This is a genomic window from Sorangium sp. So ce281 (assembly GCF_051527395.1).
GTDB classification, from domain to species: domain Bacteria; phylum Myxococcota_A; class Polyangia; order Polyangiales; family Polyangiaceae; genus Sorangium; species Sorangium cellulosum_B.
The window spans coordinates 5674276-5699825 of the sequence record NZ_CP150322.1 but is presented as its reverse complement, the minus strand read 5'-3'; the positions used below and the strand labels follow the sequence as shown (position 1 = coordinate 5699825).

Annotated in this window: 19 protein-coding genes; 12 read left to right on the top strand and 7 right to left on the bottom strand. The window is 71.0% G+C overall.

Translation table 11 applies throughout. The annotated features are described in order from the left end of the window. Positions 1 to 511 precede the first annotated feature (511 nt). The 6 genes from WMF27_RS21600 (at position 512) to WMF27_RS21575 (ending at position 7810) form a co-directional block, all read left to right on the top strand. Positions 512 to 2224: an ABC transporter substrate-binding protein gene (locus WMF27_RS21600; RefSeq protein WP_437766999.1), complete on the top strand. Its 1713-nt coding sequence runs from the start codon at positions 512 to 514 to the stop codon at positions 2222 to 2224. Positions 2225 to 2272: 48 nt separating this feature from the next. Further along, a complete protein-coding gene (locus WMF27_RS21595) occupies positions 2273 to 3250 on the top strand; it encodes an ABC transporter permease (protein WP_437767000.1) in 978 nt (325 codons plus the stop codon). Between the two features lie 21 nt (positions 3251 to 3271). Beyond that, positions 3272 to 4228 carry an ABC transporter permease gene (locus WMF27_RS21590; RefSeq protein ID WP_437767001.1) on the top strand — a complete coding sequence of 319 codons (957 nt, stop codon included), beginning with the start codon at positions 3272 to 3274 and terminating at the stop codon, positions 4226 to 4228. Then, positions 4218 to 5177 carry an ABC transporter ATP-binding protein gene (locus tag WMF27_RS21585; protein ID WP_437767002.1) on the top strand — a complete coding sequence of 320 codons (960 nt, stop codon included), beginning with the start codon at positions 4218 to 4220 and terminating at the stop codon, positions 5175 to 5177. Before WMF27_RS21590 ends, WMF27_RS21585 begins: the two co-directional genes overlap by 11 nt. 2 nt (positions 5178 to 5179) lie before the next feature. Then, complete coding sequence (locus WMF27_RS21580; RefSeq protein WP_437767003.1) at positions 5180 to 6238, top strand: ABC transporter ATP-binding protein; 1059 nt, start codon at positions 5180 to 5182, stop codon at positions 6236 to 6238. Between the two features lie 180 nt (positions 6239 to 6418). Beyond that, positions 6419 to 7810 (top strand): GH1 family beta-glucosidase, encoded by a 1392-nt coding sequence (locus WMF27_RS21575; RefSeq protein WP_437767004.1) that lies wholly within the window; start codon positions 6419 to 6421, stop codon positions 7808 to 7810. Between the two features lie 54 nt (positions 7811 to 7864). On the opposite strand, the gene WMF27_RS21570 is transcribed toward WMF27_RS21575, so the two are convergent. Both WMF27_RS21570 and WMF27_RS21565 read right to left on the bottom strand, forming a co-directional pair. After that, positions 7865 to 9049, bottom strand: a complete 1185-nt coding sequence (locus tag WMF27_RS21570; protein ID WP_437767005.1) for a GspE/PulE family protein — start codon at positions 9047 to 9049, stop codon at positions 7865 to 7867. After that, positions 9046 to 10161 carry a CAP domain-containing protein gene (locus tag WMF27_RS21565; RefSeq protein WP_437767006.1) on the bottom strand — a complete coding sequence of 372 codons (1116 nt, stop codon included), beginning with the start codon at positions 10159 to 10161 and terminating at the stop codon, positions 9046 to 9048. The genes WMF27_RS21570 and WMF27_RS21565 overlap by 4 nt, the downstream gene beginning before the upstream one ends. 101 nt (positions 10162 to 10262) lie before the next feature. Here WMF27_RS21565 and WMF27_RS21560 point away from each other — a divergent pair, with 101 nt between their 5' ends. From WMF27_RS21560 to WMF27_RS21540, 5 genes are all read left to right on the top strand, one after another. Continuing rightward, positions 10263 to 11255 carry a DMT family transporter gene (locus WMF27_RS21560; RefSeq protein ID WP_437767007.1) on the top strand — a complete coding sequence of 331 codons (993 nt, stop codon included), beginning with the start codon at positions 10263 to 10265 and terminating at the stop codon, positions 11253 to 11255. A 51-nt stretch (positions 11256 to 11306) separates the two neighbouring features. Continuing rightward, positions 11307 to 12320 carry a zinc-dependent alcohol dehydrogenase family protein gene (locus WMF27_RS21555; protein ID WP_437767008.1) on the top strand — a complete coding sequence of 338 codons (1014 nt, stop codon included), beginning with the start codon at positions 11307 to 11309 and terminating at the stop codon, positions 12318 to 12320. A gap of 165 nt (positions 12321 to 12485) precedes the next feature. Continuing rightward, on the top strand, positions 12486 to 13592 hold the full coding sequence (nagZ, locus tag WMF27_RS21550) for a beta-N-acetylhexosaminidase (protein WP_437767009.1): 1107 nt from the start codon (positions 12486 to 12488) through the stop codon (positions 13590 to 13592). Then, on the top strand, positions 13589 to 14872 hold the full coding sequence (gene hutI / locus WMF27_RS21545; RefSeq protein WP_437767010.1) for an imidazolonepropionase: 1284 nt from the start codon (positions 13589 to 13591) through the stop codon (positions 14870 to 14872). Before nagZ ends, hutI begins: the two co-directional genes overlap by 4 nt. Positions 14873 to 14927: 55 nt before the next feature. Beyond that, positions 14928 to 17297 carry a Tex family protein gene (locus WMF27_RS21540; protein WP_437767011.1) on the top strand — a complete coding sequence of 790 codons (2370 nt, stop codon included), beginning with the start codon at positions 14928 to 14930 and terminating at the stop codon, positions 17295 to 17297. A gap of 40 nt (positions 17298 to 17337) precedes the next feature. On the opposite strand, the gene WMF27_RS21535 is transcribed toward WMF27_RS21540, so the two are convergent. Further along, positions 17338 to 18213, bottom strand: coding sequence for an alpha/beta fold hydrolase (locus tag WMF27_RS21535; protein ID WP_437767012.1), 876 nt, complete (start codon positions 18211 to 18213; stop codon positions 17338 to 17340). Between the two features lie 600 nt (positions 18214 to 18813). Between WMF27_RS21535 and WMF27_RS21530 the strand changes: the two genes are divergently transcribed. Further along, positions 18814 to 20130 (top strand): formin, encoded by a 1317-nt coding sequence (locus tag WMF27_RS21530; RefSeq protein WP_437944479.1) that lies wholly within the window; start codon positions 18814 to 18816, stop codon positions 20128 to 20130. Positions 20131 to 20369: 239 nt separating this feature from the next. On the opposite strand, the gene WMF27_RS21525 is transcribed toward WMF27_RS21530, so the two are convergent. The 4 genes from WMF27_RS21525 to WMF27_RS21510 all read right to left on the bottom strand — a co-directional run bounded on the left by WMF27_RS21525 (position 20370) and on the right by WMF27_RS21510 (position 25523). Next, positions 20370 to 21713, bottom strand: coding sequence for a hemolysin family protein (locus tag WMF27_RS21525; RefSeq protein WP_437944478.1), 1344 nt, complete (start codon positions 21711 to 21713; stop codon positions 20370 to 20372). Between the two features lie 164 nt (positions 21714 to 21877). After that, positions 21878 to 23035: a tRNA pseudouridine synthase B gene (locus WMF27_RS21520; RefSeq protein ID WP_437767015.1), complete on the bottom strand. Its 1158-nt coding sequence runs from the start codon at positions 23033 to 23035 to the stop codon at positions 21878 to 21880. A gap of 29 nt (positions 23036 to 23064) precedes the next feature. Beyond that, on the bottom strand, positions 23065 to 24330 hold the full coding sequence (locus WMF27_RS21515) for a lysophospholipid acyltransferase family protein (RefSeq protein ID WP_437767016.1): 1266 nt from the start codon (positions 24328 to 24330) through the stop codon (positions 23065 to 23067). A gap of 20 nt (positions 24331 to 24350) precedes the next feature. Then, positions 24351 to 25523: an NAD-dependent epimerase/dehydratase family protein gene (locus WMF27_RS21510; RefSeq protein ID WP_437767017.1), complete on the bottom strand. Its 1173-nt coding sequence runs from the start codon at positions 25521 to 25523 to the stop codon at positions 24351 to 24353. Positions 25524 to 25550: the final 27 nt, after the last annotated feature.

Sequence of the window (25550 nt, the reverse complement as noted above, 5' to 3'; positions counted from 1 at the left end):
GCTCCCCCCTGTTCATCGGCGCGAAATTGGAAATTTCTGGTCTTGTAATCGCCCGCGGACGTCTGTATAGACGTGCCCCGGACGCGCGTGGACCGCAGCGCACCTCAGGTGCCTGAACCGACGCAGTCTGTGACTGTTTACTTTCTTGCAGCTGTCAAAGAAAATAACAGTGCAAGTGCTTAAGCCATCATTCCTCATGACGCGTGATGACACCATGAGCACCATGAGACGGAGTTGCTGCTGCGAGACATGACGCACCACGACATCTCCCTTGAAAACGCGCCTGAGTAAGCGGCGCGAGAACTTGACAGCGACCTCGAATCCCCGTTGACACTGCTGTGCGAAAACGGCTACAGTGCCGACGCCTGGATGCTGGTATGGCGCACTGCGTCGCGGTGTCGAATTCTGGCGAGCCGCTCTGCCGCGTGGTGGCTTCCAGGGAGATTGAGGAGTGGGAGAGGGACGGTGGGCGCTCGGGCGTATCCACGAGGGCCCCGCGAGGAGCATTCTCATGAGGAACTGGTTGTTGCCGCGTCGGACGTTCGTGTTGTCGACGTTGCTGCTTTCGGTCGGTGTCACAGCGGGGTGCAGCAAGACCGAACCGACCAAGGAGTCCGCGAGCACCGCGCAGGGTCCGGGCAAAGCCTCTCCGGCCGCCGACACCTTCCTGACCGTCTCGATCGAGCAGCAAGCGTCATGGGTGCGGAACTTCAATCCTCTGCTCGCATCAGGCAACGTTCGCTGGCCAACCGTCGCTGGCATCTACGAGCCGCTCCTCGTTTACAACACGATGAAGGGCGAGTTCACCCCCTGGCTCGCGTCGAAGTACGAGTGGGGTAACGGGAACAAGACGCTCACCGTCACGACGCGGCCCGGCGTCAAGTGGTCCGATGGCCAACCGTTCACGGCGAAGGACGTGGCCTTCACCTTCGGGCTCCTGAAGAAGCACGCCGCCCTCGACCTGCAAGGCGTCTGGAAGTGGCTGACCTCGGTCGAGGCCAAGAGCGACTCCACGGTCGAGTTCACGCTCACGCGGCCCTACGTCCCCGGGCTCGTCTTCCTCGGCCACCAGCCGATCGTGCCGGAGCACAAGTGGAAGGACGTGGCGGATCCGGTCACGTACACGAACGAGAACCCGGTCGCGACGGGGCCCTTCACCGAGGTGAAGACCTTCCAGAACCAGATCTACGAGCTCGGCCGGAACCCGAACTACTGGCAGCAGGGCAAGCCGGCGATCAAGGGGCTCCGCTTCCCGGCGTACCCGGGCAACGACCAGGCGAACCTGGCGCTCTTGAACGGCGAGGTCGACTGGGCCGGCAACTTCGTCCCGGAGATCGAGAAGGTCTACGTCGGCAAGGACCCCACGAACCACCACTACTGGTTCCCGCTCGTCGGCAGCACGGTGTTCGTCTACACGAACACGACGAAGAAGCCCCTCGACGACGCGCGGGTGCGCAAGGCGATCAGCATGTCGCTCGACCGCGAGCAGATCGTCAAGGTCGCCATGAACAACTACACGCGGCCGGCGGACGCGACGGCGCTGAGCGACGCGCACGAGCGCTGGCGCAGCCAGAAGACGGTCGAGGCGGGCGACTGGGTCAAGTTCAACGTGGCCAAGGCGAACCAGCTCCTCGACGAGGCGGGTTATGCCAAGGGGGCCGACGGCATCCGCGTGAAGGACGGGAAGCCGCTGCGCTTCGATCTCAACGTCGTCACGGGCTGGTCCGACTGGGTGCGCGCGGCGCAGATCGTCACGCAGCAGGTGAAGCAGATCGGCGTCGAGGCCACGCTGAAGACGTACGACTTCAGCGCGTTCTTCGAGGCGCTCCAGAAGGGCACGTTCGACCTGTCGATGGGCTGGTCGAACGAGGAGCCGACCCCCTATAACTTCTACCGGGACCTCCTCGGCACCGCGACCGCGAAGCCGGTCGGCGAGACGTCGGCGCGCAACTGGCACCGCTTCGGCGCCAAGCAGGCCGACGGCCTCTTCGAGGCGTTCGAGGCCGCGACCGAGCCGGCGGATCAGAAGAAGATCATCGAGCAGCTCCAGGAGATCTTCTCCGAGACGGCGCCCTCGATCCCGCTGTTCCCCGGGCCGTCCTGGGGCGAGTACAACACACGCCGCTTCACGGGGTTCCCCAGCAAGGAGAACCCGTACGCGAAGCTGTCGCCCAACAACCCGCCCGAGTACCTGCTCGTCCTCACCGAGCTCAAGCCGAAGTGAAGTTGGGCGTGACCTGATCCGGAGCGCAGGTTAAAAGAGAGAGCTTCTGTGCGTTACCTTCTGCGACAGCTGGGTTTGTACTTCATCGCGGCGTGGGCCTCGCTCACCCTCAACTTCCTCATTCCGCGCGCCATGCCGGGCGATCCAGCCTCGGCCATGTTCGTGCGCTTCCGGGGGCAGCTGCAGCCGGAGGCGATCGACGCGCTGCGAAAGGCGTTCGGCTTCACGGGTGAGCCGCTCTACAAGCAGTACATCACCTACCTGAGCCACACGCTGGCCGGCGATCTCGGCACCTCGGTGGCGCACTTCCCGGCGAAGGTGACGGAGGTCATCGCGACGGGGCTCGGCTGGACGCTGCTCCTGTCGGGCGTCGCCGTGATCGTCAGCTTCGGCCTGGGGACGCTGCTCGGGATCGTCGCGACGTGGAAACGGGGCGGCTGGCTCGACTCGGTCCTGCCGCCGGTCCTGATGTTCCTCGGCGCGTTCCCCTACTTCTGGCTCGCGATGGTGGCGCTCTACGTCCTCGGGTTCGTGCTCGGGGCCTTCCCGCTGCGCCACGCCTACAGCGACACGCTCTCGCCCGATTGGAGCCTGGAGTTCATCGGGAGCGTGCTCTCGCACATCGTCCTGCCCGCCCTGTCGATCGTCATCGCCACCATCGGCGGCTGGATGCTCGGCATGCGCAGCGCGATGGTCACCGTGCTGTCCGAGGAGTACATCACGATGGCCCAGGCCAAGGGGCTCTCCCAGTGGCGGGTCATGTTCACCTACGCCGCGAGGAACGCGCTCCTGCCCAACGTCACCGGCTTCGGCATGGCGCTCGGCTTCGTCCTCGCCGGCTCGCTGCTCACCGAGATCGTCTTCTCGTATCCGGGGCAAGGTTATCTGCTCATCCAGGCGGTTCGAAACCAGGATTACCCGCTCATGCAGGGGATCTTCCTCACCATCACGTTCGCCGTGCTGGGGGCGAACTTCCTGGTCGACGTGATCTACGTGTTTCTTGATCCCCGCGCCCGCGGGCGCTGACGGCTGGGTCCAGGAGAAGCGATGGCTGCGCAACAAGGCAACAGCGGGGGCGGCGCCTCCCGTGCGGCGGGATGGCTCCGCCTGCTCCTCTCGAATCGCAAGGCGATGGTGGGCACGCTCATCGTGCTCTTCTTCCTGCTCCTCTCGCTGCTCGGCCCCTCGCTCGTGGGCCAGGACCCGCACGCGTTCGTGGGCATGCCGCACGAGGCGCCGTCCGCCGAGCACCTGTTCGGCACGAACGGCCAGGGGCAGGACGTGCTCGCGCAGACGATCGTCGGCGCGCGGACCTCGCTGGCCGTCGGCTTCGCCACGGGCTTCGCCGTGATCGCGATCGGCGCGGCGATCGGCATGGCCGGGGGCTACTTCGGCGGCTGGATCGACAGCGTTCTCTCGCTGCTCACGAACGTGTTCCTGATCATCCCCGGCCTGCCGATGGCCGTGGTCATCGCGGCCTACCTGCCGGCCGGGCCGCTGACGATCCTGTTCGTCCTCGTCCTCACGGGCTGGGCGTGGAACGCGCGTGTGCTCCGCTCGCAGGTGCTCGCGCTGCGCGACAAGGACTTCGTGTCCGCGGCCCTCGTGAGCGGCGAGGGCAGCGCGCGCATCATCTTCGTGGAGATCCTGCCGAACATGACGTCGCTCCTCATGTCCGGCTTCATCGGCGCGACGGTCTACGCGATCGGCGCCCAGGTCGGCCTCGAGTTCCTCGGGCTGGGCGACCTGAGCGCCGTCACCTGGGGCACGAACCTCTACTGGGCGAGCAACAACGCCGCGCTCCTCACGGGCGCCTGGTGGACCATCGTGCCCACCGGCGTGTGCGTCGCGCTGGTCGGGTTCGCGCTCACGCTCATCAATTACGCGATCGACGAGATCTCGAACCCGCGGCTCCGCGCGGAGGGCGCCTGGTCGCGTCTCCTCAGGAGCCGCAACGTCACGGCGGGTCCGTCTACGCCGGTGGTGAGGACTCATGGCGCCTAGTCCGCTTCTCTCGGTTCAGGATCTCCGGGTCGAGTTCATCACCCCGACGGGGCCGGTGTGCGCGGTCGACAACGTCTCCTTCGACATCGCCCCGGGCGAGGTGCTCGGCCTCGCGGGCGAGTCGGGGAGCGGCAAGTCGACGGTGGCGATGGCCATCATGCGGCTGCTCCGCCCGCCGGCGGTCATCACGGGCGGGCACGTGTACTTCGCCGGGCAGGACGTCCTGGCGATGAACGAGGAGCAGCTCCGCGCCTTCCGCTGGCGGAAGATGGCGCTGGTGTTCCAGAGCGCGATGACCGCGCTCAACCCGGTGCTGACGATCGGCGAGCAGATCGCCGATCCGATCATCGCGCACGACGGCGTGACGCCCGCTCAGGCGATGGAGCGCGCGGCCGCGCTGCTCCAGCTCGTGAACATCGACTCGTCGCGCCTGAACAGCTACCCGCACCAGCTGTCGGGCGGCATGCGCCAGCGCGTGGTGATCGCGATCGCGATGGCGCTCAAGCCCCCGTTCCTCATCATGGATGAGCCCACGACGGCGCTCGACGTGGTCGTGCAGCGGGAGATCCTGCAGCAGATCGCCGAGCTCAAGGAGCGCCTCGGCTTCTCGATCCTCTTCATCACGCACGACCTCTCGCTCATCGCGGAGTTCTCCACGCGCATCGCCATCCTCTACGCCGGCAAGCTCGCGGAGACCGCCCGCGCCAAGGACCTCTTCAGCGATCCGAAGCACCCCTACACGCAGGGGCTCCTCGGGTCGTTCCCCTCGGTCCGTGGGCCGCGCCGCAGGCTGCAGGGCATCCCGGGCTCGCCGCCCGACATGCGCAACCCGCCGTCCGGCTGCCGCTTCCACCCCCGGTGTCCGCAGGCCTTCGCGACCTGCCAGAACGAGCTGCCCCTCCTTCGTGAAATTGCGCCCGAGCACTGCGGCGCTTGCCACCTCTACTGACGATGACGATGACGCAACCTTCTGTCTCGCCTGTCCTCGACGTGGTGCGCCTGGGGAAGTACTTCCCTGTCGGCGGCGGGCTGCGATCGCAGCAGCTCCGGGCGCTGCACGACGCATCGTTCTCGCTGGCAGAGCGTGAGGTCATCGCGCTCGTCGGCGAGTCGGGCAGCGGCAAGAGCACGATCGCACGGCTCCTCGCGCGGCTGATGCCCCCGAGCAGCGGGCAGATCCTGTTCAAGGGTCGCGACGTGCTGAAGGAGGAGCCGACCCGCGCCTCGCTCGCTTACCGCGGGCAGGTGCAGATGATCTTCCAGGATCCGTTCGGCTCGCTCAACCCGGTGCACACCATCGGCTACCACCTCGAGCGGCCGCTCCTGCTCCACAACAAGGCGCCCACCCCGGCGATCCTCCGGGAGAAGGTGCACGCGCTCCTCAAGACGGTCGATCTGAACCCTGCCGGGGAGGTCGCGCTCAAGTTCCCGTACCAGCTGTCGGGCGGCCAGCGTCAGCGCGTGGCGATCGCCCGCGCCCTCGCGGTGGATCCCAGCGTGATCCTCGCGGACGAGCCGATCTCGATGCTCGACGTCTCGATCCGCATGGGCGTCCTGAACCTGATGGAGAAGCTCAAGGAGGAGCGCGGCATCTCCTACCTCTACATCACGCACGACATCGCGAGCGCGCGCTACGTCGCGGATCGCACGATGGTGATGTACGCAGGCCACATCGTGGAGGGCGCGCCGAGCGAGGAGCTGATGCAGCAGCCGGCGCACCCGTACACGAAGCTCCTGCTCTCGGCGGTTCCGGATCCGAACGGCTCGATCCGCGGCGATCTCCCGGCGCGCTCCGGGGCGCCGAAGCTCATCGACCCGCCGCCGGGCTGCCCCTTCGCGGACCGCTGCCCGAGCGTGATGAACACGTGCCGGGAGCAGATGCCGGGGGTCGTCGACGTCGGGTCGGGGCACTGGGTCCGCTGCCACCTCTACGCGCCCGGCTCCGTCATCGCGCCCTCCGCGCTCTACGATCGCACGGTGCCCGCCTCCGTCGAGGCCGGACCTCTCTAGAGCGGCGGTCACCCGCTTCGGATACGGGCCCATCTCGACGTTTTCGGTGCTCAGCGCACAGGAGTGCGCTTCCGCGCCGAAAACGCCGATCTGGGCCCGTCTCCTGTGCGGGTGACCGGCGCTCTGCGACGCTCGTACCAGGCTCAGCTGAAAACCGCTCTAAGGAGACCACAGATAGACATGCCGTCTCTGAGATTTCCCGACAATTTCGTCTGGGGGACCGCGACGTCCTCCTATCAGATCGAGGGGGCTACGAACGAGGACGGCCGCAGCGAGTCCATCTGGGATCGCTTCGCGAAGACGCCCGGTCAGATCATCGACGGGACCAACGGCGACATCGCGTGCGACCACTACCACCGGTGGCCTGAGGACATCGCGCTGATGAAGAGCCTGGGCATGATGGCCTACAGGTTCTCGATCGCGTGGCCGCGCATCCTCCCGAACGGCCGGGGCGCGGTGAACCAGAAGGGGCTCGACTTCTACAGCCGGCTCGTGGACGGCCTCCTCGCGGCCGGGATCGAGCCGTACGCGACGCTCTTCCACTGGGACCTGCCGCAGGTGCTCCAGGACGAGGTCGGGGGCTGGCAGCACCGCTCGACGGCGGACGCGTTCGTGGAGTTCACCGACGTCATCTCGCGGAAGCTCGGCGATCGCGTGAAGAAGTGGATCACGCACAACGAGCCGTGGTGCACGGCGTTCCTCAGCTACGAGAAGGGGATCCACGCGCCGGGCATGCGCGATTTCAAGAGGGCCCTGACGGTGAGCCATCACCTCTTGCTCTCCCACGGCCTCGCGGTGCCCGTGGTGCGCCAGAACTGCCCCGGCGCCGAGGTGGGCATCACGCTGAACATGAACTACGCGATGCCCGCGTCCCCCAGCGCCGCCGACTACGACGCGTGCCGCCACTACGACGGGTATTTCAACCGCTGGTTCCTCGATCCGCTGTACGGCCGGCGTTATCCGGCGGACATGATCGAGGACTACATCGCGCTGGGCTACCTCCCGCCGGAGGGGCTGACCGTGTGCAAGCCGGGCGATCTCGAGATCATCGCCACGCAGTGCGACTTCCTCGGCCTCAACTACTACTCGCGGGCGGTCCTGCGGAGCAGCAAGGTGCCCGAGGAGCAGAACCTGCCGAGGACGGTGCACGTCGCGCCCCTCTCCGAGCAGACGGAGATGAGCTGGGAGGTCTACCCGGAAGGGCTGCGGCGGCTGCTCCTCCGGCTGCACGTGGAGTACGGCGTGCCGAAGCTCTACGTGACCGAGAACGGCGCGGCTTACTCGACCGAGCCGGACAAGGACGGCCGCATCCCGGACACGCGGCGGCTTCAGTTCCTGCGCGATCACTTCGTCGCCGCGCGGCGCGCGATGGACGCGGGGGCGCCGCTCGCGGGGTACTTCGTGTGGTCGCTCATGGACAACTACGAGTGGGATCGCGGCTATTCGCAGCGGTTCGGCATCGTCTGGGTGGACTACGAGACGCAGCGGCGCATCCCGAAGGACAGCGCGCTCTGGTACAAGGGCGTCATCGCCGCCAACGCGGTCGACGACGGCTCCTCGCAGGCGACCTGACCGGCGGCGCGCCGCGGATCGCACGGCGGACCGCGGCGCGTCTGGCCGAGACCGTCACGTCACGCGGAGCACCTCGTCCAGGGAGGTGATCCCCTCCTTCACCTTGGCGAGCCCGGCCTCGCGCAGCGGCACGAGCCCTACCTTGCGCGCGGCGTCCCGGTACGCGCGCTTCCCCGCCCGCGCCTTCACGAGATCCCGCAGGTCGTCGTCGAGCTCCAGCATCTCGAACAGCCCCATGCGCCCCCGGTAGCCCGTCATGTGGCACGTCTGGCACCCGACGCTGCGCTTCAGCTCGGCGCCCTCCTCGATGAGGACCTTGTCCTCCTCGCCCGTCACGGCGGTCTCGAGCTCGTACGTCTCCGCGCACTCCTCGCAGAGCTTGCGGACGAGCCGCTGCGCGACCACGGCGAGCAGGGCGTTCGCCACGATCCACGACTCCGCGCCGAGGTCCACGAGGCGCGCGACCGTGTCCACCGCGTCGGAGGTGTGCAGCGTCGACAACACGAGGTGCCCCGTGAGGCTCGCCTGCAGCGCGATCTGCGCCGTCTCGGGATCGCGCATCTCGCCCACCATGATCACGTCCGGGTCCTGCCGAAGGATCGCGCGCAGGCCCGTCGCGAACGTGAAGCCCTGCCTCGGGTTGGTCTGGCCCTGCGTGATGTCGGCGAACTCGACCTCGATCGGATCTTCCAGCGTGACGATGCTCAGCTCGCTCGTCTTCATGACCTTGATCAGCGAGTAGAGCGTCGAGGTCTTGCCGGATCCGGTCGGCCCGCACACGACGATCAGCCCCGAAGGCCGGTCGGCGAGCCGCTCGAGCCGCGGCAGGTCCCCCTCGGTGAGCCCGAGCTTGTCGAGGGCGATCAGCTGGTGGCTCAGCAGCACGCGCAGCACGAGCGTCTCGCCGTGGATCGCGGGGAACGTCGAGGCGCGCAGGTGGATGAGCGGGTGGCCGTGGAGCTCCAGGCTGAACTGGCCGTCCTGCGGCAGGCGCCGCTCGGTCATGTCCATCCGCGCGAGCACCTTCACGCGCGAGGTCAGCGACGGCGCGATCTCGATCGGGATCTGCCCTTGCGCCACCATCACGCCGTCGACGCGGTAGCGCACGCGGATGCCGTCGCGCTTCGGCTCGACGTGGATGTCGCTCGCGCCCATCGAGACCGCGCGGCGGACCAGGTGATCGAGCACCTTGACCGCGTCGAGGTCCTCGGACGCCGTGGGGGGGCGGCTCTGGCTCATCGCGCGCCTCCCTTGTCGACGACGTCGATCGTGCGGAGCGAGACCATCTTCAGCTCGTCCGAGGGGGGGAACGTGGCCCAGACGCTGACGCCGTAGCGCCCGGGCCGCCCGCGGTCGTCCAGCGGGACCTGGATGTCGAATCGATTGCCGGTCACCTGGAGAGGAATAGGCGTCTTGAAGCCCTTCGGGAAGAACGTCGCGTAGGGGGGCGGGATCGGGTATCCGCCCATCTTGAGCAGCTTCTCCGGCTTGATCGGCTTCCCCGGCTCGACCCGCGAGATCCCGACGCCAGCGATCTTCGCCGGCGCGGCGATCTCGCCGCTCACCCGGATCCGCTCGCCGATCTTCGCCCGCCTGGGCAGCGGCTGGTACGTCCCGTAGTCGTCGACGAACTCCTGCGCCACGCAGGCGATGTCGAACCCCTTCGCCTTGGCCAGCCCGACCCCGAGCGACGTGTGCGACGCTGTGAGCACGTTGCGCCGGTGCCCGTCGGCCGGGGGCCTCTCGTTCATGAAGGCCTGGTGCACGCGCTCGAGGCTCTCCGCGGAGAAGCGCGGATCCGGATCGAGCTCGCGGGGGATCGCGTCGGCGAAGCAGCCGGCGTTCTCCATCGGGAACCCGTCGCCGCCCGCGGCCGTGTAGCGCTCCTCCGGGACCGAGCCGTCGCTGCCCCAGTGGCCGGTGAAGCCGATCCGGACCATGTCCTCGGCGTGCCGCCGCCCCGCGCGCGCCGCGGTCTCGTCCCACCGGACGGGCGGCAGCTTGTGCGCCGCGCGATCGCGGTTCACGAGGCCCAGCACGTACCGCGCTGCCTCCGCGCGGGTCATCTGCTGGCCCGGCGCGGGCGGGGCCTGGGTGCCCTGGGCCTCGCCGCCGGCCTCCACGCCGGCGGCCTTGCCCTCCGAGGGGCGCGCGCTCTCCTCCGCCGCCCCGCCTCCGGCCTTGCCCCCGGACGGCCCCTCCGCCGGCTCCTTCGCGGCGCTCGCGCCGCACCCGAGCGCGTGGGCCCCCGCGGCGACGAGCCCGAGCCAGAGCGCCCCGGACCGGCGCTCCCGCCGACCAACCGTCGCTCCTGTCCAGCTTCTCCTCGTGACTCCGACGATCGCGCGCATCGTTGCGACCGTAGCGCTTCGATGTCGCGCACGCACCCGGGAGCGCCGACGCCTTCGGGTCCACGGAGGCGTGTACGGCGGCGAGGTCGAGGTGGTAATCGATGCGCTACGTGAGCACGTCGTCGTCGCAGGGCGCGGTCGCCGCGCACCCGCCGGGGGCCTCCGCGATCGTCCTCGCCGCGGAGCGCGAGGGGCGCGCGGCGCACCCGACCTCGGGCGTCCTGTGGATGCTCCTGGCCCAATCGCTCTTCGCCGTGATGAACGTCCTCGCGCGGCTCTCTTCGGAGCACGCGCCGTGGCCCGAGGTGGCGGCGTCGCGCACGATGGTGGGCGCGGCCACCGCGCTCGGCGTCGCGCTCCTCCGCCGGGCGCCGCTCACCGTGGGCAGGGGCGACCGGCGGCTCGCGTGGGCGCGCTCGCTCTGCGGCACCGGGGCGATGCTCTGCGGCTTCTACACGCTCGGCACGCCGCAGATCGCGCTCGGCGACGCGGTCACGCTCGGCGCGACGAGCCCGATCTTCGTCGCGCTCCTCGCGCCGCGGCTGCTCGGCGAGCGGACGAGCCCGCGCCTCTGGCTCGCGACCCTGCTCGCCTTCGCGGGCGTCGGGCTGGTCGCCGCGCCGAGGCTCGCGATCGCGGGCGAGATCGCGCTCATCGCCACGCTCGGCGCCGTCTTCTCGGCGCTCGCCATGATCTGGCTGCGCAGGATCGGCGCAGGCGGGGAGCGCGCGGGCCCCGAGGCGATCGCGCTGCATTTCTCGCTCGTGGCGAGCGCCGCGATGGTCGCGCTCTCGATCCCGGTTTGGCGGACGCCCGGCGCCCTCGGCGCCTTCCTCCTGATCGGGACGGGGCTCGCCGGCGGGCTCGCGCAGCTCGCGATGACGCGCGCCTACGCGCTCGACAGCGCGGCGCGCGTCGGCGCGATCGGTTACGTCGGGGTCGTCCTGTCCCACGTGCTCGCCGCCGCCTGGCTGGGCGAGAGCCCGTCGGCGGACCAGCTGCTCGGGGCGGCGCTCGTGACGGCGGCCGGGCTGTGGCTCGCTTCCCAGGCGCTGCGCGACGCGCGGCGGCCAGGGCGTCGAGCGGCGCGTTGACCGGCCTCCACCCCGCATGGGATAGCGGAGCTCCGCTCAAGGAGGATCTGCATGAAAGCGTTCGCTCTTCAGGGTTCGTTCGGTCTCGACGCGCTCCGCCCGATCGATCTTCCGGATCCTGAGCCGGGGCCCGGGCAGATCGTCCTCCAGATGAGGGCGGCGTCGCTCAACTTCCGCGACCTGCTCGTGGCGAAGGGGCTCTACAACCCGAAGTTCTCGCTGCCGCTCGTCCCGCTCTCCGACGGGGTCGGGGAGGTCGTCGCCGTGGGGGACGGGGTGACGCGGGTGAAGGTCGGCGATCGCGTGAGCCCGATCTTCCACCAGCGATGGATCGACGGGGAGATCTCCGCGGACAAGGCGCGGGGGGCGCTCGGCGGGGAGCTGCCGGGCGTGGCCGCGGAGCGGGTGCTGCTCGACGCGGACGGGGTCGTCGCGGTCCCGCAGCACCTCACGGACGAGGAGGCCGCGTCGCTGCCGTGCGCCGCGGTGACCGCGTGGAACGCGCTCTTCGTGGCGAGCCACATCAAGGCGGGCGACGCGGTCCTCGTGCAGGGCACGGGCGGCGTCTCGATCTTCGCGCTGCAGTTCGCCCGGCTCGCGGGCGCCCGCGTCATCGTCACGTCGAGCAGCGACGAGAAGCTCGAGCGCGCCAGGGCGCTCGGGGCGTCGGAGACCATCAACTACCGCGCGAACCCCGACTGGGACGTGCCCGCGCGCTCGTTCACCGGCGGCGCGGGGGTGGATCACGTGATCGAGGTGGGCGGCGCGGGCACGCTCGCCCGTTCGCTCCGCGCGGTCCGGTTCGGCGGCCGCGTGAGCCTCATCGGCGTGCTCACGGGCGGCGCGCTGGGGGATGTCGGCCTGTTCCCCATCCTGATGAAGCAGATCACCGCGCACGGCATCTTCGTCGGGTCGCGGGCGATGTTCGAGGACATGAACCGCGCGATCGCGGCGAGCGGGCTCCGGCCTGTCGTCGATCGCGTGGTCCCCTTCGCCGAGCTGCGCCAGGCGATCGAGTCCATGGCGAACGGCGCGCACTTCGGGAAGATCGCGATCCGGTTCTGAGGGAGCCGGCCGCGACACGTCGCGTCCCTCCGGCGCCGCGGCCTCCCCCGCCGGCGCACCGGCATCCCCCGGAAGTGGCCTCGTCGGCCCAAGTCGTTTACGAGTCGTCTACGAACGGATTCCGCGGCCGGCCGCTCGCCTGCGCCGCGCGAGAGGTGGTGGACGATGCGGCTCGATCTGGAGCTCGAGGTCCTGTGTGGTCAGCTCATCGTGGGCGGCTTCGACGGCGCGGAGCCGCCGGCCCGGTACCTGAAGGCCCTCGCCGAGGGGCGTCGTGGCGGCGCGATCCTGTTCCGGCGCAACGTCCCTGACGTGGCCGCCACGGCGCGGCTCTGCCAGGCGCTCGCCGCGGCGGGCGGCCCAGATCGGCCTCCCTTCATCGGCATCGATCAGGAGGGGGGCCGCGTCACCCGCTTGCCCGCGCCGTTCCTGACCCTGCCGTCGATGCGCTCGCTCGGCGAGCTCGCGGACCTCCCGTTGCTGCGCCGCGCGGCGCGCGCCGTCGCGTCCGAGCTCCGGGCCGTCGGCATCAACCTGAACTTCGCCCCGGTGCTCGACGTCGACTCGAACCCGGCGAACCCGATCATCGGCGATCGCGCGTTCGGCCGCGACCCTGGCGCGGTCGCGCGGAGCGCCGTCGCGTTCCTGGAGGGGCTCCAGGAGGAGGGCGTGCTCGCCTGCGGCAAGCACTTCCCGGGGCACGGCGACACGGCGCTCGACAGCCACCTCGCGCTCCCGACCCTCTCGCACGCGCGCGGCCGCCTCGACGAGATCGAGCTGCCGCCGTTCCGCGCCGCCTGCGGCGCCGGGGTCGCGTCGCTCATGACGGCGCACATCGTCGTCGAGGCGCTGGATCCCGGCGTCCCGGCGACGCTGTCGCGCGCCATCTGCACCGACCTCCTGCGCGGCGAGATCGGCTTCGACGGGGTGCTCTTCTCGGACGATCTCGAGATGGCCGCGATCGCGGCGCACCACGCCGTCGAGGAGGCCGCCGCTGCCGCGGTCTTGGCGGGCTGCGACGCGCTGCTCGTCTGCCACAGCGAGGACCTGCAGGATCGCGTGCACGAGGCGCTCGTGCGCAAGGCGGAGCGCGAGCCCAGCTTCCGCGAGCGCTGCGTCGAGGCGGCCGCGCGCTGCCTGGGCCTGCGCCGGCGGTGCCCGCCGCGGCCGGCCTCCTCGCCCGCGGCGTTCGCCGAGATCGCCGGCGGGCCCGCGTCCCGGGCGGTGATCGAGGACATCGCGCGGGCGCGTGCAGCGAGGGCGGCGACGTGACGGCGCCGCCGGGGGCCGCGCGAGGGGAGGCCGCGCAGCACCCCGAGCGCCCGTTCGCCATCACCGCGCGCCGGCTGGTCACCTGCGACGCGTCCCGCGCCTCGGCCGGCGATCCCCTCGGCGTGATCGAGGACGCCGCGATCGTGGTGCGAGGCGGCGCGATCGACGCGGTCGGCCCGCGGCAGGAAATCCTGCAGATCGAGGCCGGCGTGCCGATCGCGATCGAGGCCGCGGGGGTCGTCACGCCCGGGCTCGTCGACTGCCACACGCACGCGCCCTGGATCGGCTCGCGGGACGCCGAGTACGCGATCCGCATGGCCGGCGGCGACTACGAGGCGATCGCCGCGGCCGGCGGCGGCATCGTCGCGAGCATGCGCGCCGTGCGCGCCGCGACGACCGAGGAGATCGCCGACACGCTCCGCGCCCGCCTCCGCCGGATGGCTGCGCTCGGCGTGACCGCCGTCGAGGCCAAGAGCGGCTACGGCCTCGACGAGGCGACGGAGCGCAAGCAGCTCGAGGCGGTCGCCGAGGCGGGGAGGGACGCGCGCCTGCCCCGCGTCGTTCCGACGTACCTCGCGCTGCACGCGTTGCCCCCGGAGGCCGGCGGCGATCGCGCGGCCTATGCCGCCACCGTGGAGCGCTCCTGGCTGCCCGCCATCGCCGCGGCCGGCCTCGCGCGCTACGTCGATGCGTACATCGACCGGAGCGCGTTCTCCGTCGACGAGGCGCGCCCGGTGCTCGAGCGGGCGCGCGCGCTGGGGCTCGGCGTGCGCGTCCACGTCGGGCAGTTCGCGGACGTGGGCGGCGCCGAGCTCGCGGCCGCGCTCGGCGCCGCGTCGGCCGACCACCTCGAGCACGTCGCGCCGGCGGGCATTGCGGCGCTCGCCCAGGCGGGCGTCGCCGCCGCGCTGCTGCCCGTGGCGAGCTTCACGCTGCGGCAGGAGCCGCCGCCCGTCGCCGCGCTCCGGGCCGCAGGCGTCCCGCTGATCGTGGGCAGCGACGCGAACCCCGGCACGGCGCCGACCGAGAGCCTGCCGCTCGCGCTCGCGCTCGCGGTGCGGCTCTACGGGCTCACGGTCGCCGAGGCGATCCTGGGCGCGACGCGCGAGGCGGCGGCCGCGCTCGGCCTAGGCGGCGTGTGCGGCGCCGTCCGTCCGGGGCTGCGCGCGGATCTCGCCGTGTGGGACCTGCCCCACGAGAACGCGATCGTGCAGCCCTGGGGCGCGCCGCGCGCGCGGGTCGTGCTGCGCGACGGCGAGGTCATCGCCGCGGCGGGCTGAGGCAGCCAGCAAGTCAAGCCTGGACGCGCGTGCACCCTGCGCGTATGCCGCGCCCATGACTGAGACGCAGAGCCCTGTCGCTGTCCCGAGCCGCGCGGACAGCTCGTTCGATCCGGTCCCGCTCCTGGCCGAGGAGTTGAGCCTCCCGCGCCAGGGGGTCTCGGCGGTGGCGAAGCTGCTCGCCGAGGGGGCGACGGTCCCGTTCATCGCCCGCTACCGCAAGGAAGCGACCGGCGGGCTCGACGAGGTGCAGATCCGCGCCATCGAGGAGCGCCGCGCCTACCTGATCGAGCTCGAGGAGCGCCGCGCCACGGTGCTCGCGGAGATCCAGAAGCAGGGCAAGCTCACCGACGCGCTCGCCTCGAAGATCCGCGCCTGCGGCACCAAGGCCGAGCTCGAGGACCTCTATCTCCCCTTCAAGCCGAAGCGCCGCACGCGGGCCATCATCGCGAAGGAGCGGGGCCTCGAGCCGCTCGCGGATCGCATGTGGTCGCAGCCGGGCGACGGCAGCCCCGAGGAGGAGGCCCGCGCGTTCGTCAGCGCCGAGAAGGAGGTCCCCGACGCGGCGGCCGCCCTCGCCGGCGCGCGCGACATCTGCGCCGAGCGCATCGCCGAGCACGCCGACGTGCGCAAGCTCGTCCGCGAGGCCTACGCGAAGGAAGGCGTCATCAAGGTCCAGAAGAACGAGGAGCACGCGGCCAAGCAGACGAAGTTCGACATGTACGGGAGCTTCGAGGAGCCCGTCGCGAACATCCCGTCGCACCGCTACCTCGCGATCCGCCGCGGCGAGGCCGAGGGCGTGCTCCGCGCCTCGATCGAGCTCGCGCCCGAGCCGCTCGTCGCGCCGATCCACGCCGCGGTGGGGCTGAAGCCGAAATCGCCGTGGGCCGGCGAGCTCACGAAGGCCGCGGACGACGCCGTGAAGCGGCTCCTGCTCCCGACGGTCCAGAGCGACGTGCGCGTCGACCTCAAGATGCAGGCCGATCGCGCCGCGGTCGAGGTCTTCGCCCAGAACCTCCGCGAGCTCCTCCTCGCCGCGCCCTTCGGCACGCAGGCGGTGCTCGGCATCGACCCCGGCCAGCGCACCGGCTGCAAGTGCGCCGTCGTCGACGAGACGGGCAAGCTCCTCGAGCACACCACGATCTACCTCGTCGGGAGCGGCGACGCGCTCGAGCGCGCGCGCCAGGATCTGCGCCGCATCTGCCGCAAGTACCCGCTGCGCGCGGTCGCGGTGGGCAACGGCACGCACGGCCGCGAGACCGAGGCGTTCGCGAAGGACGTGCTCGCGTCCGAGGGCTTGACGGAGCTGTTCTGCGTCCCGGTGAGCGAGGCGGGCGCGAGCGTCTACTCGGCGAGCGAAGTCGCGCGCGAGGAGTTCCCCGACCTCGACCTCACGGTGCGCGGCGCGATCAGCATCGCCCGCAGGCTGCAGGACCCGCTCGCGGAGCTCGTGAAGGTCGACCCGAAGAGCATCGGCGTCGGCCAGTACCAGCACGACGTCTACCAGGGGCTGCTCGCGCGGAAGCTCGACGAGGTGGTCGAGAGCTGCGTCAACCGGGTCGGCGTCGAGCTCAACACCGCGAGCGCCCCGCTGCTCGCCCGCGTCGCCGGCATCGGCCCGAGCCTCGCGAAGAAGATCGTCGCGCACCGCGACCTGAACGGCGCGTTCAAGAGCCGCAAGGCGCTGCTCGACGTGCCCGGCGTCGGCCCGCGGACGTTCGAGCAGGCGGCGGGCTTCGTGCGGGTCCGGGGCGGGGAGCACCCGCTCGACGCGAGCGCCGTGCACCCGGAGCGCTACGGCCTCGTCGAGCGCATCGCGGCGGACCTCGGCGTGCCCGTCGGGTCGCTCATCGGCGACACGGCGGCGATCGCGCGGATCGATCCGAAGAAGTACGAGGCCGGCGACGTCGGCTCGTTCACGCTGAACGACATCCTGAGCGAGCTGAAGAAGCCGGGCCGCGACCCGCGCGCCACGTTCGAGCCGCCGAAGTTCCGCGACGACGTGCGGACCATGGAGGATCTCAAGCCGGGCATGGAGCTCGAGGGCGTGGTGACCAACGTCACGGCGTTCGGCGCCTTCGTCGACATCGGCGTCCACCAGGACGGCCTCGTGCACGTCTCGCAGCTCGCGGACAGGTTCGTGAAGGACCCGAACGAGGTCGCGAAGGTGGGCGACAAGATCAAGGTGCGTGTGATCGAGGTCGACCTCGTGCGCAAGCGCATCTCGCTCACCGCGAAGAAGGGCGGCGCTCCCGCCGGCGCGCGTCCCCAGGCGGGCGGCCCGTCCGCCGGCGCGCACGCCGCGCGCGACCGCAACGATCGCGGCGACGGCCGCCGGCCGGCCCAGGGGCAGCAAGGGAAGGGGCAGGGGAGCTCGTCGGGCGGCTTCCGCAACAACCCGTTCGCGGACCTCCTGAGGAAGTAAGCGGCGCGCGCCCGCCTGACCTCGGGCCAGGCGGGCGGCACTAGAACCCGTGGTCGGCGAAGAAGCGCTCGATCCGGAGCGACACGAGCTCGGGGAACTCGACCGCGGTGGTGTGGGTCCCGCCGCGGACCACGAGGATCTCCGCCATCGGGATGCGGCGTGCCATCGACTGCGCCAGCGCCCGCGGGGTGAACGCATCGCGGTCACCGGTGATGAGCAGCGTCGGGACGTCGATCTGCTCGAGCACGTGCTCGGCGTCGTGGGCGTCCAGCGCGCGGAGGTTGCTGAAGAGCGCGTCCATGGCGAGCTGGCCGAACGGCTGCACGAGCTCGGCGAACGCCTCGCTGTCGAGCGTCTTGCCGAGCAGCCCCATTCGCTTCAGCCAGAGCACCGCGTCCGGCGGCACGATGGTGTTGCCCGTCATCCGGGCCGCCAGCGTGTGAGCGCGCGCCGCGAACGCCACGAACGGCGGGAACAGCCGCCCGAGCCCCGGCAGCGGCCCCATCGTCTCCAGCGGCCGGCGGTAGGTGCCGTTCAGCAGGACCAGGTTCGCGGCGAACCCCGGGAGCCTGCGGAACGCCTCCAGCGCCACCAGGACGCCCACGCTCCATCCCATCAGCGCGCCGTGCCGGATCCCCTCGACGGCGAGGATCGCCTCCAGGTCGCGGACATGGTTCGCGACCGCATAGGCGCCCGGAACGTCCGGTGACGGGCGCTTCGACGCGTACATCCCGCGGTAATCCCACGTGATGAACCGGTACTGGTCGGAGAGGTACTCGATCTGCGCCCGCCAGGCGAGGTACGGCCCGCCCAGCCCGTTGACCAGGACCACCGTCTTCGCCCCCTCGAACGGCGGCGGCGTCACGCGGTAGGTGATGTCGGTTCCATCGAAGCTCGTGACCCGCCGGGCCTCCATCCGGAGCGATGGCCGCCGCGGGGGCGGCCCCTGCCGGCCCCCGCTGGAGGCAGGAGGGGGCGGCGCCTGCCGCCCGCCGCTGGAAGGCGAGGGGGGCGCCTGCCGCCCGTCGCCAGACGAAGCCGCTGGCGGCACCTGCGGTCTGTTGCCGGTGGATTTGCCGGTGGATTTGCCGGTGGATGAAGCTGGCGGCGCCTGCGGTCCGCTGCCGGAACCGGAAGGAGAGCGGAGCCGCGGCGGCCGACCCCCGCCGAACTTGAACGAGCCCATGAACCCCCTGCTTCCTACCCGGTCCCTTCGCCGAGGGCCAGATTGCCGGCGGTCGCCCGCAGGATGGGCGGGGGACGCCGGCGCAGACCCGGCGAGGGAGCAGCCGCGGGCCGGCAGGGGCTGCCGTGGGGCCGGGTGGCCCGTGCGGCCAGGGGATCACCTGTCGAAACACATCCCGCGCTGAGATCGCCATCGCGTTGACATTCCAGGCGGCGCGCCGCTAACGTGCCCGGCGGGTTGTCCGCTCGCCCGGCGCTCCCGTCGTGTTGCAGATCTTTCCCTCCCCGCTCCCATGTCGGTCTGTTGGAGGCCGGCCCGTGTCGTCTTCTGTTGCCGCTCGCGCAGGGGCAGCTCCGGTTCGGGCCGTGGTGGGTCGATTCCCTCGGGCGAGCTGGAGTTTTCAGCGCGAAGTGGTGCAGCGATCCCGTCCTCGAGGAGCCGATGGCTGAAGAAAAGAAGAAGAGCAAAATCGATCTGAAGGCTCGGCTTGGCAAAACGGCGATAGGCGGGGCGCCGGGAGCGGCCGTCCCCCTTCCCATGCCTGGCCCGCAGCCCGGATCGGGGCCGCCTCCCGACATGAACGCGGGCCCGGTCGGCATGCCCTCGCCGCATCCGAGCGTGAGGCCGCCGATGCCCTCCGTGGGGGGCATCGCGCCCCCGCCCGGGATCTCGCCAGGCATCCCGCTGCCTCCGTTCGCGCCGGCGCCGCGTCCTGTGATCCAGACGCCTCCGCCCAAGCCGACGGCCGCCGCGCAGACCATCAAGGTCGAGGTCGGCGAGGAGGTCGAGCAGGAGCGGCGGAAGGCCTCGAAGAAGACGGCGCTCTACGCCGGCCTCGCGGCGATCGTCGGCATCGGCGTGGGCTTCGCCATCGGCGGCGCGAAGGAGCGCGGCGATCGCGGCAAGCTCGCGGTCGACGGCGCCGCGGCGCTCGAGAAGGACGTGAAGGCCGCGAACGAGAAGATGGTGGAGCTGAAGGACAAGCTCGATGCGGGCCGGGCGGCGCTCGAGGGGAAGAAGTTCCCCGCGCAGCTCGTGGCCGAGCTGGGCGGCATCAACGTTCCGTTCGATGCCACCAACCTGGAGGGCAAGCAGATCGGCAGCCTCCCGGGGCGGGTGATGCGCCAGGTCCTCGCCTACACCACGGCGGTCCAGGATCTGAACAAGACCAAGGACAGCCTCAAGAACGTCCTCACGGCCGCGCAGGCGCCCGTCGAGAAATCGTGGAAGGAGCAGGAGGAGCCTGTCGTGAACTTCTCGGTGGTCTTCCGCCGGGACGGCGACAAGACGCTGGCCGAGCTCGTTCCCAACAAGGCGCCGTTCCCGTTCGGCAAGGACTGGCCGGCGAAGTACACGGTGAGCCGCCTCGAGCGCACGCAGCAGGGCTTGAAGTCCGCCGAGAAGGAGGCCACCCGCTGGACGAAGGGCGACATCGCCGGCGGCGATCTGCAGGCCCTCCCGGTCGATCCTCAGTCCGTTGCAGGCCTCACGAGCGAGCAGATGGTCTTCAGGCTCGCCAGCGCGATGGCGGACATCCGCAAGACGCTCGACGGGAACAAGGACAACCCTGTCGAAGAGACGCCCGGCCTCATCAAGGAGGGCGACGATCTCGCGAACGAGCTCCACAAAATCTCCCTCGCCCGCTGAGCGGCACGCGCCCGCTTCGGATACGGGCCCAGCTCGACGTTTTCGGTGCTCAGCGCACGGGAGTGCGCTTGCGCGCCGAAAACGCCGATCTGGGCCCGTCTCCTGTGCGGGCGCGCGCCGCTCGGCCGCGGCAGATCTGAAGCACCGCGCGGCGGGGTGGGGCGGGGCGGGGTTCGCGATCCAGGGGGGAGGGGGCGGCGATGGGCCTCCTCCTGCGCGCCGGGGTCGGGATGGGGGGGTCAGGCGGCGCCGCCGGCGCCCATGGCGCGGGGGCGGACGATCTCGACCTTGCCGATGTGACGCTCGTCGCTGTCGCGCACGATGAAGCGCAGGCCGAACTTGCTCACGGCCGTGCCGACCTCGGGCACCTTGCCCACGTGCTGCGTGAGCATCCCGCCGAGAGATTCGTACTTGCCCTCACGGTCGAGCTCGGCGCCAAGATAGGCCGAGAGATCGCTCATCGATACGGCCGCGTCGGCGACCAGGCGCCCGTCGCCCAGATCCTGGATGGCAACGCCGTCGTCCGTCTCGTCGTGCTCGTCCCGGATGTCTCCGACGATCTCCTCGAGCACGTCCTCGAGGGTGACAATCCCCGACATCCCGCCAAACTCGTCGACCACGATGGCGAGGTGCTGTCTCCGGCTCTTCATCTCCCGGAGCAGCGAGGAGAGGGGCTGCGACTCGGCGACGAAATTGGCCGGGCTCCGCGTGATCTCCCGGAGCGTCGTGTTCTTGAGCCGGCGCTCCTCGAGGACCTTGAACAGGTCCTTCGCGTAGAGGAGACCAGCGATGTTGTCGGTCTGATCCTTGTAGACCGGATACCGCGAGTGCCCGCTCTCGGTGACGATCTCCAGCACCTTCTCGAGCGGAGTGGAGATCTCGATGGCCTCGACCTTGGATCGCGGCACCATCACGTCCCGCGCCGTGAGATCGGCGAACTCGAGCACATTCCGGATCATCTCCGCCGGCTCTCGCCCGAAGAGACCAGAACGCTCGACCTCATCGACGAGGATCTCGACCTCCGCCTCGGCAACCCTCGGGTCCGACGGCTGCTCACCATCCCGCGGCCCCAGCTTGGAGCCGATCCAGCCGAGCGGTACGGCGAGCGGCAGCATCGCGATTTCGAGAGGGCGCAAGAAGCGGACCGCCATCGATGCGGCCCGATCGGCGTGCTTGCGGCCCAGCGTGGAGCTGACCTCGTAAAGGGCTCCGCTGAGGACGATGGTCGTCGCCAGCCCGAGATAGAGCGCAGCGTCAGGGACAGTCCGCCGGAAGAAGAGGTCGAAGCAGGCGGCCGTCAGGCTGGTCGAGACGACCCAGCCGAGCAGGTAGCGGGAACGGAGCTTGGCGTCTTCCTGACGAATCCGCTCGTAGGCGGCCTTCGTGGGGCCCGTCGCCTGCTCTATCAGCGCGCCGAGCCTCGTCGCGCTCAACGTCGTCAGTGCGGTGTCGGCGCCGACGAACAGCGAGCCAAGTACAGCGGAGAGAACTGCAGCGCCGAGCGCTGGCAATGGAACGAAATCGGGACTCAAACAGAGGCTCCTAACGGACGAATCGTAACGGAACAGGCGAGGGGAGCGCAACCGGACTGGGACGCGAAATCTCAGGAGACGATGGAACCACGCGTTCTTGCCGCTCTCGCCCGAAGGCGGACTCCCCAGCTCGACCGATCCTGCCGAGCGCCGCCAGTGACATGCGCCGTAGATCTGCCGAAGTCCAGGGAATTGCCGTGTGCTGTAGGTTTCTCTTATCTAGCAGCATTCCCACGCATGTCGGGCGCTCCAGAAAAACCGCGCAGGACGGAAAATCGGGTGAGCGATGGCGCTGGATGGCCCTCACCGGCGTCCTCATCGGCGACCTCCGAGGCGCCGAGCGCCACGACAACCCCGTCTGGATCGAGCCATACAGCGGCGCCGGGGTGCGCAGGAGCCATGGAGAAGTCGGATTCGGTGAGCGCTTGTCCCATGCGCGCGCGCCGGGCGCCCTGCTCGGTCAAGCGGGCGACCGGGAGGCTCGCGGCGGCTGCGTCGGCGAGCGGGCGCAGCGAAGCGCGCAGCGCCTCGGCGCCGGCGTCGAGGGACACGGCCTGCTCCACGGTGAAGCTGCCGCTCGCCGTGCGCCGGAGCGCGGACAGGTGCGCGGGGACGTCGAGGTGCGCGCCCAGGTCGCGCGCCAGCGAGCGCACGTAATAACCCTTGCTCACCCCGAGCTCGAGATCGAGGGTGGCCGGCGCAGCGCCCGCGGCAGGCGCAGCGCCAGTCGCCGGCGCAGCGCCCGCGGCAGGTGCAGGATCAAGCACGCCGCGCGAGGCGCCGGTCACCTCGAGCGACCGGACCTCGACGGCCCGCGCCGACAGCTCCACCGCCTGGCCGGCGCGCGCCAGGGCGTAGCTGCGCTGCCCGGCGACCTTGATGGCCGAGTAGGCCGGCGGCGCCTGCTCCCGCCGCGCCCGCTCGGCGTCGATCGCGGCGGCGATGCGCGGCGCCGCGCGCGCGAGCGCCTCACCGCCGGGAGGCCCGCCGGCCCCGGCGAGGGCGCCGAGCTCCGCGTCGAGCCACGGCGGCAGGGGCTGCGTCGCCGTGATCTCCCCGTCCGCGTCGAGGGTGTCCGTCCCCACGCCGAGGACGACGCGCGCCGTGTAGCGCTTGTCCTGCGCGGTCAGGTACGGGGCGAGCTTGGTGGCCTCGCCGACGAGCACCACGAGGACGCCCGACGCCATCGGGTCGAGCGTCCCCGCGTGCCCGATGCGCTTCACGCCCAGGGCGCGGCGCAGGCGGGCCACGACGTCATGGCTCGTCGGCCCGCGCGGCTTGTCGATCACCAGCACGCCCTCCGGCCGCGCGCCCCTGCTCGTCGCTCGCTCGGGCCCCGCGGGTGGATCCCCTTCGTTTGTGGTTTCAGGCATGGAGTGAGGATTCGCCTCGGCAGATCGCTTCATCCGAACCAGATCGACTTCCGGGTGGCCAGGGTCTCGTCGATGAGCCCCTGGATCGTCGCGCGCACGCGCTCCGCGAGGCGCCGCACCAGGATCTGATCGTCCGCCGCCTCCGGGCCGTACGCGTCGAACCGCACCGGCTCGGCCAGGCGGATCTTCCACTTGGTGGGCGCCGGAACGAGGCCCAGCGGCCCGAGCGCGGGGAAGGTCGGCGTGATGGGCAGGTACGGGATCCCGAGCGCGCGCGTGAGGTGCTCGACCCGATAGAGCAGCGGGTTCGTCTCCTCGGCCCCGACGATGGCGCACGGGACGAGCGGCGTGCGCGTGCGCAGGCAGAGCCGGATGAAGCCGCCGCGACCGAACCGCTGGAGCTGGTACCGGTCCTTGTAGAGCTTCCCGCTGCCCTTGACGCCCTCCGGGAAGACCGCGATGAGCCGCTCGCCCGCGAGCAGCCGCTCCGCGTTCTCCTGGCAGGCCCGCACGGCCCCGAGCCGGTTCATGAGCGTGCCGGCGAACGGCAGGTAGTACACGAAATCGTCGGCCAGCCAGCGGAGCTCCCGCCGCGCCGGGTGCTCCCGCCGCACCGCGGCCCGCAGCATGAGCCCGTCGTAGGGGATGGGCCCGCCCGAATGGTTGGACACCACGAGGCACCGCCCCTCGGCCGGGATACGCTCGATGCCCTCGATCTCGATCCTGAAGTAAACCCTGTGCAGGAAGTCGAAGAGCGACCTGTACCGGGCCTCGTAACTGGGATCGAAGCCGAACTCGTCGACCTCCTCCGAGCGGCGGCGCAGGCCGGCGCGGCCCCACTGCCGCAGGTAGAAGTCGGTCGACAGGACGTCGCGCGCCGTCCCGGGCTCGGGCAGCGGCGGCCCGCTGGCGAAGCCGGCCGACGCGGCGGGCGCTCCGCCCAGGCGCGGGCTCCGCTCGGTCTCGGGCATGCCTCCCACCGCGCCGCTCGCGTCGGGCGATGGGCCCCCGGCGAGCATCCGCTTGAGCCGCGCCTCGAGCTCCATGATCTGGCGCTGGAGCTCCTCGGCCGTCACCGGCACGACCGGGGCGTGCACCTCGGACGACTGCGTCTTCCGCTCGTCCGAGGGCTCCGTCGGGCCGATCGGCGCCAGGTACCGGATCTCCTCGTCCTCGACGTCGGCGCTCGGCACGACCTGCCTGGGCCCCGTCCGATCGGGGCGCCCGCGCGTCGACGGCGGCGATCCGTTCCCCGCCCCTGCTTCCTCGAGCTCTCGATCGTGCTCCGTGCCCATCGCTCACCCCCCGAACCGCGTCACGCGGGCGTCTCTTGCAGCAGGCGCACGTCCCGCAGCCGCTGCGCGCTCGTGTAATCGAGCAACGCCTCGCGCGTCGTGTAGACCGGCCGGAACCCCATCACCTGCGCCGCCTTCTCGCCGTCCGCCACGCAGAGATAGCGCAGGTACCGCAGGAAGCTGGGCGGGGCGATCGCCGCGTGCGCGGCCCAGAGCGCCGAGACGAGCGGCCCGGCGGCGCTGTGCAGCACCGGGACGGCCGTCCGCCCCGCGAGGCGCACGATCGTGGAGAGCGGCAGCACGCCGTCGCCCACGATGTTGAAGGTCCCGGGGAAATCGCTGTCGATGGCCAGCTTGAAGGCGGCGATGGCGTCGACCTCGTGGATGAACTGCCACAGCGGATCGAAGCCGAGCATCGTCATGACCAGGCGGCGCGCCAGGAACCGGGTGACGTAGTTCTGGACGGTCGGGCCGAGGATCGGCGCGGTCCGCAGGATGGTGACGGTCGTGCCCTTGGTCTTCGCGCCGAAGGCGTTGAGCTCCCGCTCGGCGGCCATCTTGTCCGCGAAGAAGCGCTCGTCCGGGTCCGCCCGGAGCGGGTGCTTCTCCGTGAGGAAATTGGGGTTGGTGGGGTGCGCGCCGTAGAGGATCGTCTGGCTCCAGAGGATCAGCTTGCGCAGGCTCGCCTGGCGCGCCCCGTGGAGCAGGTGCATCGTGCCGACCGACTCGAGCTCGTGGGCCCAGGCGGTCGCCGGGGTGGGCGACGACAGGAAGCAGAGGTGGACGAGCGTGTCCACCTGCTCGGCCGCGAGCACCTCGGCGACGCGCTCCTCGGACGCGGGCTCCGTCAGGTCGACCGTGTGCATGCGCAGCTTGGAGCCGCCCGTGTCCGGCCGCTTGATGTCGATGGCCACCACGCGCGCGATGCGCGGGTCCTCCTCGAGGATCCCGATCAGGTTGCGCCCGAGGAAGGACGCGGCGCCGGTGAGCGCGATGACCCGGCCCCCCGGGCTGGACGACGCGCGCCGGCTGGTCGGCGAGGCCTCCGCCGCTGCGGACGCGGGGGGCTCGCTCGCGCCGGCCGTGGCCGCGCACGCGGCGGAGGCAGGCGCCGCGTGATCGGCGCCGACGGCGGAGCTCCGCTCGGCGGCGTCGTGGGCCGCGGCTTCAGGGTGCTCGGAGGTGGGAGGCATGCGCCGGGCGCGACACTACCTGGTCGG

What these genes read in the sequence shown, in the direction of transcription:
- WMF27_RS21600 (WP_437766999.1), top strand. Translation starts at nt 512, where the DNA reads ATGAGGAACTGGTTGTTGCCGCGTCGGACGTTCGTGTTGTCGACGTTG.
- WMF27_RS21570 (WP_437767005.1), bottom strand. Translation starts at nt 9,049, where the DNA reads ATGAGCCAGAGCCGCCCCCCCACGGCGTCCGAGGACCTCGACGCGGTC.
- WMF27_RS21560 (WP_437767007.1), top strand. Translation starts at nt 10,263, where the DNA reads ATGCGCTACGTGAGCACGTCGTCGTCGCAGGGCGCGGTCGCCGCGCAC.
- WMF27_RS21555 (WP_437767008.1), top strand. Translation starts at nt 11,307, where the DNA reads ATGAAAGCGTTCGCTCTTCAGGGTTCGTTCGGTCTCGACGCGCTCCGC.
- WMF27_RS21585 (WP_437767002.1), top strand. Translation starts at nt 4,218, where the DNA reads ATGGCGCCTAGTCCGCTTCTCTCGGTTCAGGATCTCCGGGTCGAGTTC.
- WMF27_RS21510 (WP_437767017.1), bottom strand. Translation starts at nt 25,523, where the DNA reads ATGCCTCCCACCTCCGAGCACCCTGAAGCCGCGGCCCACGACGCCGCC.
- WMF27_RS21535 (WP_437767012.1), bottom strand. Translation starts at nt 18,213, where the DNA reads ATGGAGGCCCGGCGGGTCACGAGCTTCGATGGAACCGACATCACCTAC.
- WMF27_RS21540 (WP_437767011.1), top strand. Translation starts at nt 14,928, where the DNA reads ATGACTGAGACGCAGAGCCCTGTCGCTGTCCCGAGCCGCGCGGACAGC.
- WMF27_RS21580 (WP_437767003.1), top strand. Translation starts at nt 5,180, where the DNA reads ATGACGATGACGCAACCTTCTGTCTCGCCTGTCCTCGACGTGGTGCGC.
- WMF27_RS21515 (WP_437767016.1), bottom strand. Translation starts at nt 24,330, where the DNA reads ATGGGCACGGAGCACGATCGAGAGCTCGAGGAAGCAGGGGCGGGGAAC.
- WMF27_RS21565 (WP_437767006.1), bottom strand. Translation starts at nt 10,161, where the DNA reads ATGCGCGCGATCGTCGGAGTCACGAGGAGAAGCTGGACAGGAGCGACG.
- nagZ (WP_437767009.1), top strand. Translation starts at nt 12,486, where the DNA reads ATGCGGCTCGATCTGGAGCTCGAGGTCCTGTGTGGTCAGCTCATCGTG.
- WMF27_RS21575 (WP_437767004.1), top strand. Translation starts at nt 6,419, where the DNA reads ATGCCGTCTCTGAGATTTCCCGACAATTTCGTCTGGGGGACCGCGACG.
- WMF27_RS21520 (WP_437767015.1), bottom strand. Translation starts at nt 23,035, where the DNA reads ATGCCTGAAACCACAAACGAAGGGGATCCACCCGCGGGGCCCGAGCGA.
- WMF27_RS21590 (WP_437767001.1), top strand. Translation starts at nt 3,272, where the DNA reads ATGGCTGCGCAACAAGGCAACAGCGGGGGCGGCGCCTCCCGTGCGGCG.